Here is a 16,403-nt window from a genome sequence, read left to right as displayed (position 1 = left end):
CCCGGCGACGCCCCGCCGACGCGTGCGCGGTAGTGCGATGGATGCCGCGTCCAGACCCGACGGCCCGGGCGAGCGCACGCCGTAGAATCGCACGCATGCCGGCCGAGTCGACCACTCCTCGACGCCTCCGCCGACTCCTCGCCTTCACCGCGTCCGCAGCCCTGACCGGGCTCGTGGCGCTCGGTGCCGCAGCGCCCGCCTCGGCGGAGGCCGCCGGCACGCCGAGTGCCGCGAAGGTCGGACCTGCGGCATCCGGCGCCGCCGCGGGCGGTGCGACCGCCGCCGGGGTCGAGGAGGCGGACGAGGGCGTGCGGGTCAGCGTCGCCCCCGCGGGCGCCACGAGCGTGGCCGCAGGGGCCGCGTTCGACGTCGTCGTCGAGATCGTCAACCGCACCGGCGACGCCCTCGGGGCGGGCAGCGTCGCGCTCGACGTGGCCGTGGCGCCGCTCTCCGACGTCGACGACGTCGACGAGTGGTCGACCGCCGACCCGGCCGAGCGGCCCGAGGCGCGTCGCGTGGCCGAGCGGCCGACGGCATCGATCGCCGCCGGGGCCGCGACCACCCTCACGTTCACCGTCCCGGCCGATGCGACCGGCGAATCGTGGCCCGCGGTCGGCATCGCCGCATCGATCGAGGTCGACGGCGTCACGGTCGCCGGCACCGTCTCGGCGCTCGCCAACACGCAGGTCGTGCCGTCCGACCGCGTCGGGCTGGCCCTCGCGTACCCGCTCACGACCCCGCCCACCGAGTCCGGGCTCATCCCGGCCGAGCGCCTCGAGACGTGGACCGCGCCGACCGGCGCGCTCACGCGGCAGCTCGAGGCGGTCGACGGGGCGTCGATCGCGATCGGCATCGACCCGCGGATCCCCGCGTCGATCCGGGTGCTCGGCTCGTCCGCACCCGAGTCGGCGGTCGAGTGGCTCGCCGAGCTCGAGCGGATGCCGAACGAGGTGTTCCCGCTCGCCTACGCCGACGCCGACCTCGCCGCGCAGGCCCAGTCGGGACTCGACGCCCCGCTCGAGCCGATCGGGTTCGACGACGCGATCGACCCGGAGGACTTCGCCGAGACCGGCGAGGAGGGCGAGACGGCATCGCCGGGGGACACCCCGGACGCCGAGGCGCTCCTCGACTGGACCTTCACGCGGACCGACATCGCCTGGCCGGCCGACGACACGGTCGCGTCCGGCGACCTCGACGTGTTCGCGGCGGGCGGGCTGACGACCGCGATCCTGGCCCCCGCCAACGTCGAGCCGGTCGACCAGCCGGTGAACGCCGCGGCGACCATCGACGGCCGCGCCGCGGTCGTCGCCGACGGGCGCGTGACGCCCGCACTGCGCCGGGCGGCCGATGCGGCATCCGACACCGAGTGGCGCGCCGCGACCTCGCAGGCCGTCGCCGAGCTCGCCCTCGCGTCCGGCGAGGGACCGACGACGCTCCTCGGCACCTTCGCCAGGTCGGGCGGCGACCGGGCGGAGCGCGTCGCCGCCACGCTCGCCGCGCTCGCGGGGACGCCCTGGTCGCGCCCGGCGACGCTCGTCGAGGCCGTCGGCGCACCCCCGGCCGCGCGCACCCTGGTGTCCTCGCCCGAATCGCAGCAGCGACTCGACAACGTCGGTCGGATGCTCTCGGCCGAGCAGGCGGTCGACGAGTTCTCGGACGTGCTGGTCGACCCGGCGGTGCTCACGGCGCCGACGCGTCGCGACCTGCTCGCCCTGCTCTCCACCGGCTGGATCCAGCAGCCGACCGAGTGGACGGCCGCCGTGGGCCGCTGGCTGGTGGACCGCCGGGCGACCACTGACGCCGTGTCGATCGTTCCGAGCAGCACCGTGCTGGTCGTCGCGAGCGAGACCGGGATCCCGATCACCATCCTCAACGCGCTGCCGTATCCGGTCGAGGTCGTCGTGTCGGTCGCGCCCTCGAACGGCCGGCTGATCGTCGAGGACTCGGTCGACGTCACGGTCGAGGCCGAGACGCGCAGCACGGTGAGCGTGCCGGTGGCCGCGGGCGTGGGCAGCGGCGAGGTGTCGCTCGAGGTGTCGCTCGAGTCGCCCGACGGAACCCCGGTCGGCGAGAGCGTCTCGGTGCCCGCCAACGTGCAGGCCGACTGGGAGGGCGTCGGCGCGGCCGTGCTGGCGGCCATCGCCGTGGCCGTGTTCGCGATCGGCGTGCTCCGCAGCGTGCGGCGCCGTCGTCGCGGTCGTGGGGCGGATGCCGCGGCGGCCCCGGGCACCGCGGACGCCACCGCCGGGACGGGCACAGCCGAGGTCGACGCCCCCGAGACCACCGACGCCCCCCAGACCACCGAGACGACCGACGCCGACCAGACGACCGACGCCGACCAGACGGCCGACGCCACGGGCGCCACCGGCGCCGCCGCGCACACCGAGACCCCCGAGGAACGACCGAATGGCTGAAGACCGGATCGCCCGAGCGAGTCTCTTCCTGGCGTCCGGCACGATCGTGTCGCGCCTGCTCGGGTTCCTGAAGGCGATCGTGCTCGCCGGCGTCATCGGCGTCGCGTACTCCCAGAGCGCCGACGCGTTCGCGATCGCGAACGGCCTGCCGAGCATCCTGTTCGCGATCGTCGCGGGCGGCGTGCTGAGCGCGGTGCTCGTGCCCCAGATCGTGCGGGCCAGCGTGCACCCCGACGGCGGGGAGGCGTACGTCAACAAGCTGCTCACGCTCGCGCTCGTGCTGATCGGCGGCGCCACGATCGTGGCGACGGCCGCGGCGCCGCTGCTGGTGCTCCTCTGGGGCGGCAGCAACCCCGACATCGTGCCGCTCGCGACCGCCTTCGCGTTCTGGAGCCTGCCCCAGATCTTCTTCTACGGCCTCTACGCCCTGCTCGGCGAGGTGCTCAACGCGCGCCGCAACTTCGGCCCGTACACGTGGGTCCCGGCGCTCAACAACGTCGTGGCGATCGTCGGGTTCCTGCTCTTCGGCTTCATCTTCGGCTTCGACCCGACCGGCCAGCGCACGCCCGACGACTGGACGGCGGCGATGGTCGCGATGCTCGCCGGCTCGGCGACCCTCGGGATCGTCGTGCAGGCCGTGTCGCTGTTCTGGTTCTGGCGCCGCGCCGGGCTCCGGTACCGCCCCGACTTCCAGTGGCGCGGCGTCGGCCTCCGCTCGGCCGGACGCATGGCCGGGTGGACGTTCGGGATGCTGCTGCTCTCGACGGGCGCCGGGATCGTGCAGACCCAGGTCGTGGCATCCGCATCGGGGCAGGGCGCGGCGAACGCGGCGATGGACACCGCGTGGCTGATCTTCATGCTCCCGCACTCGGTCATCACCGTCTCGATCGCGACGGCGTACTTCACCCGCATGAGCGAGCACGGGCGCGACGGCCGCCACGAGCTGCTCCGCCACGACCTCACCTCGGCCGCGCGCACCGTCGTGACGCTCCTGGCGTTCGCGTCCACGGCGCTCATCGTCGTCGCGTACCCGTTCGCGCGCGTGTTCCAGTCGGGCGACTTCGCGCTCGTCGCCGCGGTCGCCGACGTGATCATCGCCTTCGCGATCGGGCTCGTGGGCTTCAGCGTGCTGTTCCTGGTCCAGCGCACGTTCTACGCGCTCAACGACACGCGGACGCCGTTCTTCTTCACGCTCTTCCAGGTGCTCGTCTTCACCGCGCTCGCCCTCGTCGCGCTCGTGACGCTTCCGAAGGAATGGCTCGCGGTGGGGGTCGCGGCCTCCACGACGATCGCGGGCACGCTGCAACTGCTCGCCGCGCTCCTGCTGCTCCGTCGCCGCCTCGGTTCGGTCGGCATCCGCTCGGTCGCCGTCGCGTTCGGGCGCGCCATGGCCGCGCTCATCCCGCCCGCCGCCGCGGGCGTCGCGCTGGTGTGGTGGCTCGGCGGATTCGAGGAGGGCGGATTCGCCGTCTCGGACCGGATCAGCGCACTGCTGTCGATGGCGCTGGTCGGGGCCGTCATGGCGGTCCTCTACATCGGATGCCTCTGGCTGATGCGATCGCCTGAGCTCCGCGCCCTCGCGGCGCCCGTCGCCGCCCGCCTGCGCCGCCGCTGAGTCGGGTCCGGCAGCAGCACCGGCGAGGCTGTGAGCGGCCTGCGAGCCACGTCGCCGGGCGGAATAGCGCCCACCTAGACTGTGTTCACCTAGTCGTGGCATCCGCTCGATAGGATGCCGCGAACCATCGCAGGACGAACAGGAGCGGCTTTGCGCGACATCATCATCATCGGCTCGGGCCCGGCCGGCTTCACCGCCGCGATCTACGCCGCCCGCGCCGAGCTGAAGCCGCTGCTCATCGCCAGCTCGGTCGAGATCGGCGGCGAGCTGATGAACACGACCGAGGTCGAGAACTTCCCCGGCTTCCCCGACGGCATCATGGGCCCCGACCTGATGGGCAAGATGCAGGCCCAGGCCGAGCGCTTCGGCACCGAGGTCGTCTACGACGACGTCGTGGAGCTCGACGTCGACGGTCCGGTCAAGCGCGTCAAGCTGGGCAACGGCGGCGAGCACGAGGCGAAGGCGATCATCTTCGCGACGGGCTCGGCGTACCGCAAGCTCGGACTGCCCGAGGAGGAGCGCCTCTCGGGCTACGGCCTCTCGTGGTGCGCCACGTGCGACGGCTTCTTCTTCCGCGAGAAGACGATCGCCGTCGTGGGCGGCGGCGACTCCGCGATGGAGGAGGCGACGTTCCTCACCCGGTTCGCCGACAAGGTCTACGTCATCCACCGTCGCGACGAGCTCAAGGCCTCGAAGATCATGCAGAAGCGCGCCTTCGACAACCCGAAGATCGAGTTCGTCTGGAACGCCGAGGTGACCGCCATCCACGGCGAGACGCAGGTCAACGGCGTCTCGCTGCGCGACACCGTCACGGGCGAGGTCCACGGCCTCGACCTCGACGGCCTGTTCGTGGCGATCGGCAACGATCCGCGCACCCACCTCGTGCACGGCAAGCTCGACCTCACGTCCGAGGGCACCATCGCCGTGCAGGGCCGCTCGTCGCGGACGTCGGTGCCTGGCGTGTTCGCCGCGGGCGACGTCATCGACCCCACCTACCGCCAGGCGGTGACCGCCGCCGGTTCCGGCACGGTGGCCGCCCTCGACGCCGAGCACTACCTCGCGGCCCTCGACGACACCGACGAGGAGCCCGCCGCGGCCGAGGCCGAGGCCATCCGCGTCGACGAGGCCGTCGCGGCCGACCTCGCCCGCGTCGACTGAGCATTCCGTCCGCGGCATTCGTACGGAGCGCCGCTTCCCGGCGTCATCCGCCCCACGCAAAGGAGAGACACATGACTGCACGTGCAGTGACCGAGGCCACCTTCGACCAGGAGGTGCTGCAGAACGACCGCGCGGTGCTCGTCGACTTCTGGGCCGAGTGGTGCGGCCCGTGTCGCGCCGTCAGCCCGATCCTCGACCAGATCGCCACCGAGCACTCCGAGAAGCTCGACATCGTCAAGCTCAACGTCGACGAGAACCCCGGTCTCGCGATGAAGTACCAGATCACCGCCATCCCCGCGATGAAGGTGTTCAAGGGCGGCGAGGTGGTGCACACCGTCATCGGCGCCAAGCCGAAACCGGCGCTCGAGGCCGACCTCGCCGAGTTCATCGGCTGAGTCTCCTCGACTTCCGACGGCCCGTCCCGGTTGATCCGGGGCGGGCCGTCGTCGTACCGGCCTCGCGCGTCGGGCAGCGGACGGGGATGCACGGGCGCCGGCTGACCTGGCGCTTCGCGCCGGTCGATCGGATGCCGCGGGCGGCATGCATCGGGATCGGCGTCATGTCGCGGCATCCGATCGGGGCGGTCGCCTGCCGCTGGCTAGCATGGGAAGCCTGAGCAGAACGGAACGAGCAGTGACCCCTGACGGAGTGCCCCAGCGGACCGGCAACAACCTCGACCCCTGGTATGCGAACTACGCCGAGCGAGCCGCCGGCTTCGCCGCCTCCGAGGTGCGCGCCCTCTTCGCCGTGGCCTCCCGGCCCGAGGTGGTCTCGCTCGCGGGCGGGATGCCGTACGTCTCGGCGCTGCCGCAGGAGCTCATCACGTCGGCGTTCGAGCAGGTGATGCGCGAGCAGGGGCCGGTCGCACTGCAGTACGGTTCCGGCCAGGGCGTCCCGGTGCTGCGCGAGCACATCCTCGAGGTCATGTCGCTCGAGGGCATCCAGGGCTCGGTCGACAACGTCGTCACCTCGACCGGATCGCAGCAGGCGCTCGACCTCGTCGCGAAGCTGTTCCTCGATCCCGGCGACGTCGTCCTCGCCGAGGCTCCGTCGTACGTGGGCGCCATGGGCGTGTTCCGGTCCTATCAGGCGTCGGTCGTGCACGTCGCCATGGACGACGAGGGCCTGATCCCCGAGGCGCTGCGCCAGACGATCGCGCACCTGCGCGGGCAGGGGCGGCGGATCAAGTTCCTGTACACCATCCCGAACTTCCACAATCCTGCCGGCGTCACCCTCTCCGCCCCGAGGCGGCCCGAGATCCTCGAGATCTGCCGCACGAACGAGATCCTGGTGCTCGAGGACAACCCCTACGGCCTGCTGCACTTCGACGAGCCGGCGCCCGACGCGCTGCGCTCCATGGACTCCGAGGGCGTGATCTACCTGGGGTCGTTCTCGAAGACGCTCGCCCCGGGATTCCGCGTCGGCTGGGCGCTGGCGCCGCACGCCATCCGCGAGAAGCTCATCCTGGCGGCCGAGTCCGCCATGCTCTCGCCATCCTCGTTCAGCCAGCTCGTCGTGTCGGAGTATCTCTCGCAGGCCGACTGGCGCGGCCAGATCGACGCGTTCCGCGGCGTGTACCGGCAACGCAAGGACGCGATGATCGACGCGCTGGGGGAGTACCTGCCCCAGCTCACGTGGACCGATCCGAACGGCGGGTTCTACGTCTGGGTGACGCTGCCCGACGTGCTCGACTCCAAGCAGATGCTCCCGCGCGCGGTGCGGGAGCTGGTGGCGTACACGCCCGGGACCGCGTTCTTCGCCGACGGCCGGGGCCGACGCGCCATGCGGCTCTCGTTCTGCTACCCGACGCCGGACGCCATCCGGCTCGGCATCCGCCGACTCGCAACCGTCGTGAACGGTGAACTCGACCTGCTCGACACGTTCGCAGGCACCGGCCCGCTGCAGCTGCCCGATCGCCCCGGCATCGAGCCGGCCCCGCCCACCGACCTCAAGTAGCGGAGAAACCCCTGATCATGAGCGAAACCAACGGACTCGTCGTCGTCGTCCTCGCGGGCGGGATCTCGCATGAGCGCGATGTCTCGCTCCGTTCGGGGCGCCGCGTGGCCGACGCGCTCGCGCGTGCAGGGCATCGCGTCGAGCTCCGGGACCCCGACGCCGGACTGCTCCCCTACCTCGCCGAGCGCCGACCGGACGTGGTGTTCCCCGCGCTCCACGGGTCGAGCGGCGAGGACGGCTCGCTGCTCGAGCTGCTCGCCGCCCTCGGCGTGCCCACGGTCGGCTCGACGGGGGCCGCCGCCCGTCGGGCGTGGTCGAAGCCGATCGCGAGCTCCCTCGTCGCGCAGGCGGGTGTCGCCGTGCCCGACTCGATCGTGCTGTCGCACGAGGCGTTCCGGGAACTCGGCGCATCGAGCGTGCTCCGGGTGGTTCGCGCCGCCATGCAGGGCGACCTCGTGGTCAAGCCCGCCTCCGGCGGGTCGGCGCAGGGCGTCTCGATCGTCGAGGACCCCAGCGAGTTGCCGCGAGCGATGGTCGAGGCGTTCACATACGCCGACGTCGCGGTCGTGGAGCGGCGCATCGTCGGCACCGAGATCGCCGTCGGCATCGTCGGGACCGGTGACGAAGCCCGCGCACTGACCGCCGTCGAGATCGTGCCGACGAATGGCGTCTACTCCTTCCAGGAGCGCTACAACGCGGGGGAGACGACCTTCTTCGCTCCCAGTCGTCTCGACGACGCCGTGGTCGGGGCGGCGACGGATGCCGCGTTGCTCGCGCACCGCACGCTCGGCCTCCGCGACCTCTCGCGTGTCGACCTCATCGTCGACGCGGACGGTACGCCCTGGTTCCTCGAGGCGAACGTCCTCCCGGGTCTCACGGAGACCTCGCTGCTCCCGCTCGCGATCGAGGCGTCGGGCACGGATGCGGCGCGCGTCTACGACGAGCTCGTGCGGGCCGCGTTCGCCCGGGGAGCCACCGCGGCCGCCTGACCTCCGAGGCGCTGACGGATCAGAGGCCGTCGAGGTCCTCACCGAGTTCGCTGAGGATCCTCCTGAGGTCCTGCACCGTCGCGAAATCGATGCTGATCTGGCCCTTTCGCGCACCGATCGTGATCTTCACGCGGGTGTCCAGCCGGTCTCCGAGACGGCCCGAGAGGTCGTCGAGGAACTCCTGCCGCTTCCCGGCGGCGGGCTTCGGTCGTCCCGGCCTCGGCGTCTCGGCGACGATGGCCTCGGCCGCTCGGACGGAGAGGTCCTCGTTGACGATCTTGTCGGCGAGGCGCTGCATCGCCTCCGGGTCGCCGGCCGCGAGGATCGCTCGCGCGTGTCCAGCGCTCAGGACGCCCGCCGCCACGCGCAGCTGCACGGGCTCCGGGAGCTTGAGGAGTCGGAGCGTGTTCGAGATCTGGGGCCGCGAACGGCCGATGCGGGTGGCGAGTTCCTCCTGGGTGATCCCGAAGTCGGCGAGGAGCTGCTGGTAGGCGCTCGCTTCCTCGAGGGGGTTGAGCTGGGACCGGTGCAGGTTCTCGAGCAGCGCATCCCGGAGCATCGCCTCGTTCGCGGTGTCCTTGATGACGGCTGGGATGCTGTCCAGCCCTGCGGCCTTCGTCGCCCGCAGTCGTCGTTCGCCCATGACGAGCTCGTACTTGCCGGGCTGGTCGGGGTGCGGTCGGACGACGATCGGCTGCAGGACTCCGAACTCCTTGACCGAATGGACGAGCTCGGCCAGGTCTTCCTCGTCGAACACCGTCCGCGGCTGCTGCCCGTTGGGCACGATGTCATGCGGGTTCAGCCGTGCCAGGTGCGCGCCGGGGACCGTCACGAGGTTGGCATCCGCGGCAGTCTCGACGGCCGCCATGGCGGCCTGCGGAGCCTCGCTGTCGGGGAAGAAGACGTCGACGGGCCGGGTCGCGCGCGGAGCGTCCTCGGTGGTGGGGATGAGTGCGCCGATGCCACGCCCGAGGCCGGTGCGCTTGGTTGCCATCAGTTGGTCTCCTTGCTCTCCGACGCTCCGCGTCGGGCGATCTCCGCCGCGGCCTCACGGTACGAGAGCGATCCGCTCGACGTGAAGTCGTAGCTGATCACGCTCTGTCCGTAGCTCGGCGCCTCGGACACTCGGACGGAGCGGGGGATGATCGTGTCGAGCGTCTGGGTGGGGAAGTGGTTCCTGACCTCCTGCGCGACCTGCTGAGCGAGGTTCGTTCGCGAGTCGTACATCGTCAGGAGGATGGTGCTCAGGCGCAGGTCGGGATTCAGGTGCTTCTCGATGAGCTCGATGTTGCTGAGCAGCTGCGAGAGGCCCTCGAGGGCGTAGTACTCGCACTGGATGGGGATGAGCACCTCGCGGGCAGCGACGAAGGCGTTGATCGTCAGCAATCCGAGCGAGGGCGGGCAGTCGATGAAGACGTAGTCGTACGGGCGCTCCATCGCCGCGAGGTGGGCGTCGAGGGCCCGGCGCAGCCGCTGCTCGCGTGCGACCAGGGAGACGAGCTCGATCTCGGCACCCGCGAGGTGGATGGTCGCCGGCACGCAGTCGAGTCGGTCGTGCTCCGTGGACCTCTGGATGACCTCCGCGAGCGGCAGGTCGGACACGAGGACCTCGTACACGCTCTGCCGCTCCGAGCGGTGGTCGACCCCCAGCGCGGTGGACGCGTTGCCCTGCGGATCGAGGTCGATGACGAGGACGTGCGCGCCCGCGCGCGCGAGCGCAGCGGCGAGGTTGACCGCGGAGGTGGTCTTCCCGACGCCGCCCTTCTGGTTCGAGATCGTCAGCACCCGCGTCGCCGGAGGTAGCGGCAGGACCGCCTCGTCGAGCGCGATTCGCCGCCGGGTCTCGTCGGCAATCTGATCGGCCAGTGGAGTTCCTCCGTCTGAGTCAAGCGTTTCACGTGAAACATCGCCGTCACCGGCGGGTCGGTCCGCTGCGGGAAGCGGCTCGGATCGTTCATCGGCACGGGCCGACGCGACGTCGTCGAGCGCCCGCGGTGACTCGAGCACGTCGTGGCCGACGTGTTCCGCGCCTTGGGAAGGGTACTCCACCGGGGGCTCGGCCGAGGCCGGACCGGACTCATCCGGCGCGACCAGAGCGGTGTGCGGCGCGGCCGGTGACCGCGGCGCATCGGAATCGACGGGCGACCTCGATTCGTCCACGGGGACGGTCGCCGGCGCCGGGGAGTCGGGCACGTTTCGGTCCGCGTCAATCGGGCTCGGAGCAGGGCCGGCGTTCTCGGGACGATCGGCCGTCACGCCAAATGGGACGTTCGCCGCGTCCTCCCCGCCGGCATGCTCCGCAGCCGAGTCCGTCGCGGTGGACGCGTCTCCAACCGTGGTGCGGTCCGGCTGGAGGCTGGAGACCGTTTCAGCGGTCGCGTCTCCGACGATCTCGCGGATGATCTCCTCGAGCAGGCGGTCGGGCTCGCTCTTCGGCAGCGGCGCCGCGGCGGCCGAGGACCCGGGGGAGGGATCGTCGCTCAGTGCGGCAGCGGTAGCCGCGTCCCAGTCGTATCGCGCCGACCGGGATTCGAGGTCGCGCCGCGCACCCGAGGGCCGACCCTGCTGCCGCGGGTCGGGAATGGCGCCGGGCGTGGTACCGCCGTTCACGGATGGCGTCGCCGCCGATGGCGCACTCGGGTCCGCCGCGTCGGATCGGATCCCAGTCCGGCTCGCGCCTGGCGGTGCCCATGCACGGTCATCAGACGTCTGGTGACGTGCAGAATCGAAGCCCGCCGCCGTCGCCGCGGGATGGAGCAGGTCGTCGAACTTCCGCCGATCCGACTCGGCGTCCGCAGCGGCTACGAAGTCGACGGAGCGGTCCTCGCCGTTTCGGGCGTCGTACGCCTCGATGCGCGTGGGCTCCGGATCAACGACAGGCGCCGGCTCGGGTCGCGGCTTTCGTCGATGGAACCAGCCACGTCCTCCACCGTTCGCCATTCCAACTCCAGACCTGCTCCGAGACGGCCGCCTTCGGGCCGGCGGCCTTCTTCGTCCCAAGCCTAATCGTCGCATCGGACGCCCCAAGGGAGACGCCCCGAGCGGTCGGCGGTCCGCTACGCGGAAGCGTGGATGTTTCACGTGAAACGGGTGCGCCGTTCGACCCCGGCAAGGGCCTCGGGCGGCGAGAGGTCGCGGTTTCCGCGCACCCTACCGGTGTGTGCACGCCGGCCTCAGACGAAGTCCTCGCGCCACGCGCCGCCTGGTCGCCACCGGCGGAGGTCGGGGAGAGGGGTCCGTGCCCAGGTCGAGTTCCCGAGCGAGTCCCAGGTGAGCGCCAGATCGGCGCCGGGGAGATTGCATACGCCGCCGGTCGCCGCGCGGCGGCGAGCGGGCGGGTGGCGGCAAGCTGACAGTGGCGCGGGGCCCACGCCCACGAGCCATCCGGTCGCCCACTGCCCCTCTCCTCGCTTCACGTGAAACCTCCGGTCAGGTCGCGCGGCTCCTGCGGCGTGCCGTCGTTCCCCCAGGCTGGCCTCAAGCGCTCCCAACGTAGGCTGCCCGGCCTCCGCAGCTTCCGATGACGGGCCCACGGCAAAACGGAACGAGCATTTGCACCACCGGCGAATGTCGTCGGCCATGCGTTTCACGTGGAACACACTTGATCGCTCGGATCGTGCGCGGCACACTGGTCGACGAGCGCGGGGCGCGACCGCCACCCGAGACAGGGGGCGGTTCACCGGAGTGGCTGCCTAGGGCATGCCAGCGCGCAGAACCTGCTTCGCTGCAGACATCTTCCCAGGTGAAACCGCCCGCCGAGAGTGCTCGTCCGATCGCCGGCAGCACCCGGAAGGTGGAAGTCGATCGGGGGAGGGGCGCGCGAGGTGTTCTCACCCGCGAGGATCCGCGGGTGCTCAGCTGTCACCTGAACGCTGCGCCACCAGAGAGCTTGGATCGGGCGGCACCTGGCACGGGAACGGCGGAACCTCTCGGACGCGACGCCGGACCGGAGCCGCACACCGTCGGACTGAGGGCGAGCAGCGGCTCCAGCCCCGCTCGGGGGGACCGCAAGTGGCGGCGCGGCGACAGACACATCTGACGAGGATGTCGTCGCGGCGCGGTGACGGCCGCCGCTGGCGACCGCTCGCCTCGATGTTCGAGACGCCGATCGCTCCGGAACATCCGTTTCACGTGAAACACGATCGCTCGGGCGCGGCGCGGCGCGTACCCAGATCCGTCGATCACGCTGTTCTGGGAAACCATGACCCGGCCTGGCGGTAGAGACGGTCGTGCCGGAACGGCGAACATGAGCCTGGCGCTCGAGCAGCCTCAGCGCCGTCGATGATGCAACGGGCGGGCCTGGTCGAGGGCGGCGCCGCATCGGTGGGGACCGTGATGTTGACCCGCCACCGACATCGAGCACTCGACGGCCGTACTCCGCCCGGCGCTGGCCGCCCGACGGCCTCGCGCCTTCGTCTTCGGTGGTTGCGCACTGAGCCCCTGGCGATGTGCCGCCGATCCGGTCGGGAGGAGCCGAGACAGAAGGCGAGCACAGATCGCGCGTAGATCGTCCCCTGCGATCGAGCCTCGAACACCGGCAGGGCGTGATTCTGCCGTCGGCGCTCAGCCCGCCCCAGCACCAGCATCGGAGGCAGCACGTTTCACGTGAAACACCCACCTCCGCGAATCCAAGGAGCGGTCAGTCACCGGGCCCCGTGTGCTCCTGCTCATGGGAGGTCGACGTCTGTTCGAACCGGGCGGGACGGCACGGAATCGGGTGACGAGCCGCGTGCCAGGGTGCGACTGGCCTCGGCGTGCAGCACCATGCTCCCCGGATGCGTTGACACCTCCGTCTGCGCGAGTCCGCTTCAGAGCCGGCCGCGCGCGAGAGGGCGTTGGTGCAACGGTCGGGGACCCCCCGTCGAATCGCCAGGCAGTCCGCCACCCGGGACGATGCACCGTTCCACGTGAAACCTCGTCAGCAGCGACGCCGGCGCCGTCCGCGACGAGCAGATCACCCCTGAGGCACCCTGGCCCGGAAGACCCGCGTGACGTCGTCCACGACGCCCTCGCCGAGCACCGTGACCTCGACGTTCTCGAGCCGGTACTTGCGGAGCGCCTTCTCGGCCGCGCCCATCTCCCCGATCACTCCGGCGCCCTTCATGAGGAGCAGTTCGCCACCGGGCTTGAGCAACGGCGCGGTGATCGGGATGAGCGTTCGAAGCGCGCTCACCGCACGTGCCGTCACCTGGTCGAGCTGTCCCGTGAGCTTCGCCTCCTCGGCCCGTGCCCGCACGACGTCGACGTTCTGGAGGTCGAGCTCGTCGACCTGGCGGTTCAGCCAGGCGACGCGGCGCTCCATCGGCTCGATGAGGGTGAGGTGCACGTCGGGCCGCGCGATCGCCAGGACGAGCCCGGGAAGGCCCGCGCCCGAGCCGACGTCGCCGACCCGGCCGGGTCGAAGCAGGGGAGCGACCAGCCCGGAGTTGACGACATGCCGGCTCCACAGGCGCGGGAGCTCGAGCGGTCCGATCAGGCCGAGCTCCTCGCCGTGGCGGGCGAGGTTCTCGGTGAAGCGACGCACGAGGCCGAGCCGATCTCCGAACACGACGCGTGCGGACGCCGGCTCCGCCTCGAGTGCGTGCGGCCCAGCGGGGGAGTGGTCAGTCATGTTCCACGTGAAACATCGAGTACGGGCGTCAGCCCGCGCGTGTGATCACGGTGTGGCGCTCGGCGCCCTCGCCCCGCGACTCCGAGTGGAATCCGCGTTCGGCGACCAGGTCGTGCACGAGCTTGCGCTCGTACGAGGACATCGGCGGGAGCGCAGCCTCGGCCGCGCCGTCCTCGATGCGCTCCGCCGCGCGAGCGACCAATCGACCCAGCTCATCACGGCGAGCGTCGCGCGAGCCGCCGATATCGAGGATGAGGCGCGAGAAGGCGCCGGTCTTCGTCTGCACGGCGAGACGCGTGAGTTCCTGCAACGCGGAGACCACCTCGGACTTGGAGAGCACGCCGAGGTTGGCCCCCTCGGTCGCGTGCACCGACAGATACGCGCGACCGTTGCGGGCGTCGATGTCGATGTCGCCGTCGAGGTCGCTGATGTCGAGCAGCTCCTCGATGTAGTCGGCCGCGATGTCGCCCTCCTCCTCGAGCTGCTCGAGGGTTCGGTTCGCCGCGTCGGGCTTGACGTCGGTCATCGGGGTCACTTCCTCTTCTTCTTCGCGCGGTTCTTGCTCACCGGCTGCTGGCGCTGAGTGGTCTTCTTCTCCGCCTCGTCGGACGTGCCATCCGCCGGCGCGTCGATGACCAGCTTGCCCTTCTTCGCGAGCCGGGCCTCGCGGGCCTTGGCGGCCTCGCTGCCCGGGGTCGGCATGTTGCGGATGACGATGAACTGCTGGCCCATGGTCCAGAAGTTCGAGACGAGCCAGTAGAACATGACGCCGAGGGGGAAGGCGACGCCGGAGACGGCGAACACCAGGGGGAGCAGGTAGAGCAGGATCCGCTGCTGGCGGAACATCGGGCTCGCCTTGGTCTCGGGCGACATGTTCTTGGAGACGATCTGCAGCTGCGTGATGAACTGCGACGCCGTCATCAGGACGATCATGACGATGGCCACGACCATGACCTGCCAGGGCCCGCCGGCGTTCATGGCCTGGATGAAGGTCGCGCTGAGCGGCGCCCCGAGGAACTCGGCGTTCGAGAACGATTCGGCGAGCTCGGGCGTCAGCAGCCCGACGCCGCCGCGGTCGGCGTGGATCGATGCGTCATTGAGCACCGAGAACAGGCCGAAGAAGATCGGCATCTGCAGCAGCAGCGGAAGGCAGGAGGAGAGCGGGTTGGTGCCGGTCCGCTTGTACAGCTCCATGGTCTCGCGCGACATGGCCTCGCGCGAGAACTGGTCCTTCTTGCCCTTGTACTTGTCCTGGATCTTCTTCAGCTGCGGCGCGACCTCGAGCATGCGCCGCTGGCTCTTGATCTGCCGCACGAAGATCGGGATGAGCGCGGCGCGCACCACGATGACGAGGCCGACGATCGAGAGCACCCACGTGATGCCGGCGTCCGCGTCCATCCCGATGAAGGTCCACAGCGAGTGGAAGGCGACGAGGATCAGCTCGATGGCCCATTTGATGGGCCAGAGGATGATGCTGAAGATGTCCATTGGAGCGGGTCAGTCCTTTCGGGACATGGGGGAGAGGTCCTGGTCCGCGATGTCGCGGGCGACGGATGCCGGCGCGGCCCCGTCCGGCGTGGCGTGCAGGTGGCCCGCGTGGGCGGCGCCGCCGACGACGCCCGCCGACGTCGGGACGGTCGCACGGCGACGCCCCCGCCGAGCGGGTCGACCGGGTCGACCGCCTGATGACGCCGCGCTCGCCCAGCCGGCCGGGAGCACGAAGCCGAAGCGGGTGACATGGAAGCGACGCACCCGGGGCATGGGCACGTCGTCGACGCCGCCTCGCGACCACGGGTTGCAGCGGACGATGCGCCAGGCGGTGAGGGCCGAGCCGACGACGAGGCCCCGGTGCTGCACCGCGCCGAGCCCGTACGACGAGCACGACGGGTAGTAGCGGCAGACGTCGCCGTAGAGCGGGGAGACCACGGCGCGGTAGGCGCGGATCAGCAGCACGCCCGCGTTGCGGGGGAGGAGCCAGACGAACCAGGCGAGATCTCGCACGTCACGCGTCTTTCGCTGCGAGGGTGGGGGCTGCGGCATCCGCTGCCGGGGAGGATCGCGGACGGGAGGCGGACCGCCGCTCGTGCACCTGGAGTGCCGCGACCACGTCGGCCCGGAGGGCGTCGAAGTCGGCGCCGGCCGAGGTCGGCAGTGCCCGCACGACGACGTCGACGGCGGAGACGCCGCCGTCGACGAGCTCGCGGCACGCGGCCTTGAGCCTGCGCCGCACGAGGTTGCGTCGGACGGCCGAGCCGACCTTCTTGGAGACGATGAAGCCGAAGCGCGCGTCGGTGCCCGACTCACGGGAGCGGAGGTAGCTCACGGTGTGGGCACCGGCGACCTTCGCACCACGGCGCACGATGAACCGGTAGTCATCGGCGCTCGTGATGCGATTCGCTTTGGCGAGCACCGATCGCTTACGCGGAGAGTTCGGTGCGGCCCTTGGCGCGACGGGCCGAGAGGATGGCGCGGCCGGCGCGCGTGCGCATACGGGCGCGGAAGCCGTGCTTGCGGGCGCGGCGGCGGTTGTTGGGCTGGAAGGTACGCTTGCTCATTCTTCTTCTCCGGCTTCAGGGATCTCCTCGACGGGCGCGTCAACGGTGCGCCGGCGGGAAAACTCGGTGCCCGAAAGGGCTGCGGTCAACTGATTAAAACTACGG

General features: G+C 71.1%; 13 protein-coding genes and 1 pseudogene. 6 read left to right on the top strand and 8 right to left on the bottom strand.

Going from position 1 to position 16,403, the window contains the following annotated elements; genetic code table 11:
- Positions 1 to 95: 95 nt before the first annotated feature.
- From WBQ80_RS10285 to WBQ80_RS10260, 6 genes are all read left to right on the top strand, one after another.
- Positions 96 to 2,414, top strand: coding sequence for a DUF6049 family protein (locus WBQ80_RS10285; RefSeq protein ID WP_336572536.1), 2,319 nt, complete (start codon positions 96 to 98; stop codon positions 2,412 to 2,414).
- A complete protein-coding gene (gene murJ, locus WBQ80_RS10280; protein ID WP_337282543.1) occupies positions 2,407 to 4,029 on the top strand; it encodes a murein biosynthesis integral membrane protein MurJ in 1,623 nt (540 codons plus the stop codon). The genes WBQ80_RS10285 and murJ overlap by 8 nt, the downstream gene beginning before the upstream one ends.
- Before the next feature lie 150 nt (positions 4,030 to 4,179).
- Positions 4,180 to 5,187 carry a thioredoxin-disulfide reductase gene (trxB, locus tag WBQ80_RS10275; protein WP_336572534.1) on the top strand — a complete coding sequence of 336 codons (1,008 nt, stop codon included), beginning with the start codon at positions 4,180 to 4,182 and terminating at the stop codon, positions 5,185 to 5,187.
- Between the two features lie 71 nt (positions 5,188 to 5,258).
- Positions 5,259 to 5,582, top strand: a complete 324-nt coding sequence (trxA, locus tag WBQ80_RS10270; protein WP_336572533.1) for a thioredoxin — start codon at positions 5,259 to 5,261, stop codon at positions 5,580 to 5,582.
- Positions 5,583 to 5,820: 238 nt separating this feature from the next.
- Complete coding sequence (locus WBQ80_RS10265) at positions 5,821 to 7,143, top strand: aminotransferase-like domain-containing protein (RefSeq protein ID WP_336572532.1); 1,323 nt, start codon at positions 5,821 to 5,823, stop codon at positions 7,141 to 7,143.
- Between the two features lie 17 nt (positions 7,144 to 7,160).
- Positions 7,161 to 8,132 carry a D-alanine--D-alanine ligase family protein gene (locus tag WBQ80_RS10260; protein ID WP_336572531.1) on the top strand — a complete coding sequence of 324 codons (972 nt, stop codon included), beginning with the start codon at positions 7,161 to 7,163 and terminating at the stop codon, positions 8,130 to 8,132.
- A 19-nt stretch (positions 8,133 to 8,151) separates the two neighbouring features.
- On the opposite strand, the gene WBQ80_RS10255 is transcribed toward WBQ80_RS10260, so the two are convergent.
- The 8 genes and pseudogenes from WBQ80_RS10255 to rpmH all read right to left on the bottom strand — a co-directional run bounded on the left by WBQ80_RS10255 (position 8,152) and on the right by rpmH (position 16,298).
- A complete protein-coding gene (locus WBQ80_RS10255) occupies positions 8,152 to 9,126 on the bottom strand; it encodes a ParB/RepB/Spo0J family partition protein (RefSeq protein ID WP_336572530.1) in 975 nt (324 codons plus the stop codon).
- Entirely contained in the window at positions 9,126 to 9,998 is an 873-nt protein-coding gene (locus WBQ80_RS10250; protein WP_336572574.1) for a ParA family protein, read from the bottom strand. The genes WBQ80_RS10255 and WBQ80_RS10250 overlap by 1 nt, the downstream gene beginning before the upstream one ends.
- Positions 9,999 to 13,086: 3,088 nt before the next feature.
- Complete coding sequence (rsmG, locus tag WBQ80_RS10245; protein WP_336572394.1) at positions 13,087 to 13,743, bottom strand: 16S rRNA (guanine(527)-N(7))-methyltransferase RsmG; 657 nt, start codon at positions 13,741 to 13,743, stop codon at positions 13,087 to 13,089.
- 28 nt (positions 13,744 to 13,771) lie between these two features.
- Complete coding sequence (locus tag WBQ80_RS10240; RefSeq protein WP_336572393.1) at positions 13,772 to 14,269, bottom strand: Jag family protein; 498 nt, start codon at positions 14,267 to 14,269, stop codon at positions 13,772 to 13,774.
- A gap of 5 nt (positions 14,270 to 14,274) precedes the next feature.
- The gene (gene yidC / locus WBQ80_RS10235; protein WP_336572392.1) at positions 14,275 to 15,231 is read right to left on the bottom strand and encodes a membrane protein insertase YidC; all 957 of its coding nucleotides are present in this window, start codon (positions 15,229 to 15,231) and stop codon (positions 14,275 to 14,277) included.
- A gap of 222 nt (positions 15,232 to 15,453) precedes the next feature.
- Positions 15,454 to 15,783: pseudogene (gene yidD, locus WBQ80_RS10230) on the bottom strand (membrane protein insertion efficiency factor YidD); the annotation flags it as partial.
- Complete coding sequence (gene rnpA, locus WBQ80_RS10225) at positions 15,746 to 16,153, bottom strand: ribonuclease P protein component (protein ID WP_442892709.1); 408 nt, start codon at positions 16,151 to 16,153, stop codon at positions 15,746 to 15,748. The gene rnpA and the pseudogene yidD, both read right to left, overlap by 38 nt.
- 7 nt (positions 16,154 to 16,160) lie before the next feature.
- Entirely contained in the window at positions 16,161 to 16,298 is a 138-nt protein-coding gene (gene rpmH, locus WBQ80_RS10220) for a 50S ribosomal protein L34 (RefSeq protein ID WP_067947540.1), read from the bottom strand.
- Positions 16,299 to 16,403 lie beyond the last annotated feature (105 nt).

This window comes from Agromyces sp. CCNWLW213 (assembly GCF_037199545.1).
In the GTDB taxonomy this organism is placed as follows: Bacteria; Actinomycetota; Actinomycetes; order Actinomycetales; family Microbacteriaceae; genus Agromyces.
Note: the sequence above shows the minus strand (reverse complement) of the source record. Positions and strands in the feature narration are given on the sequence as shown.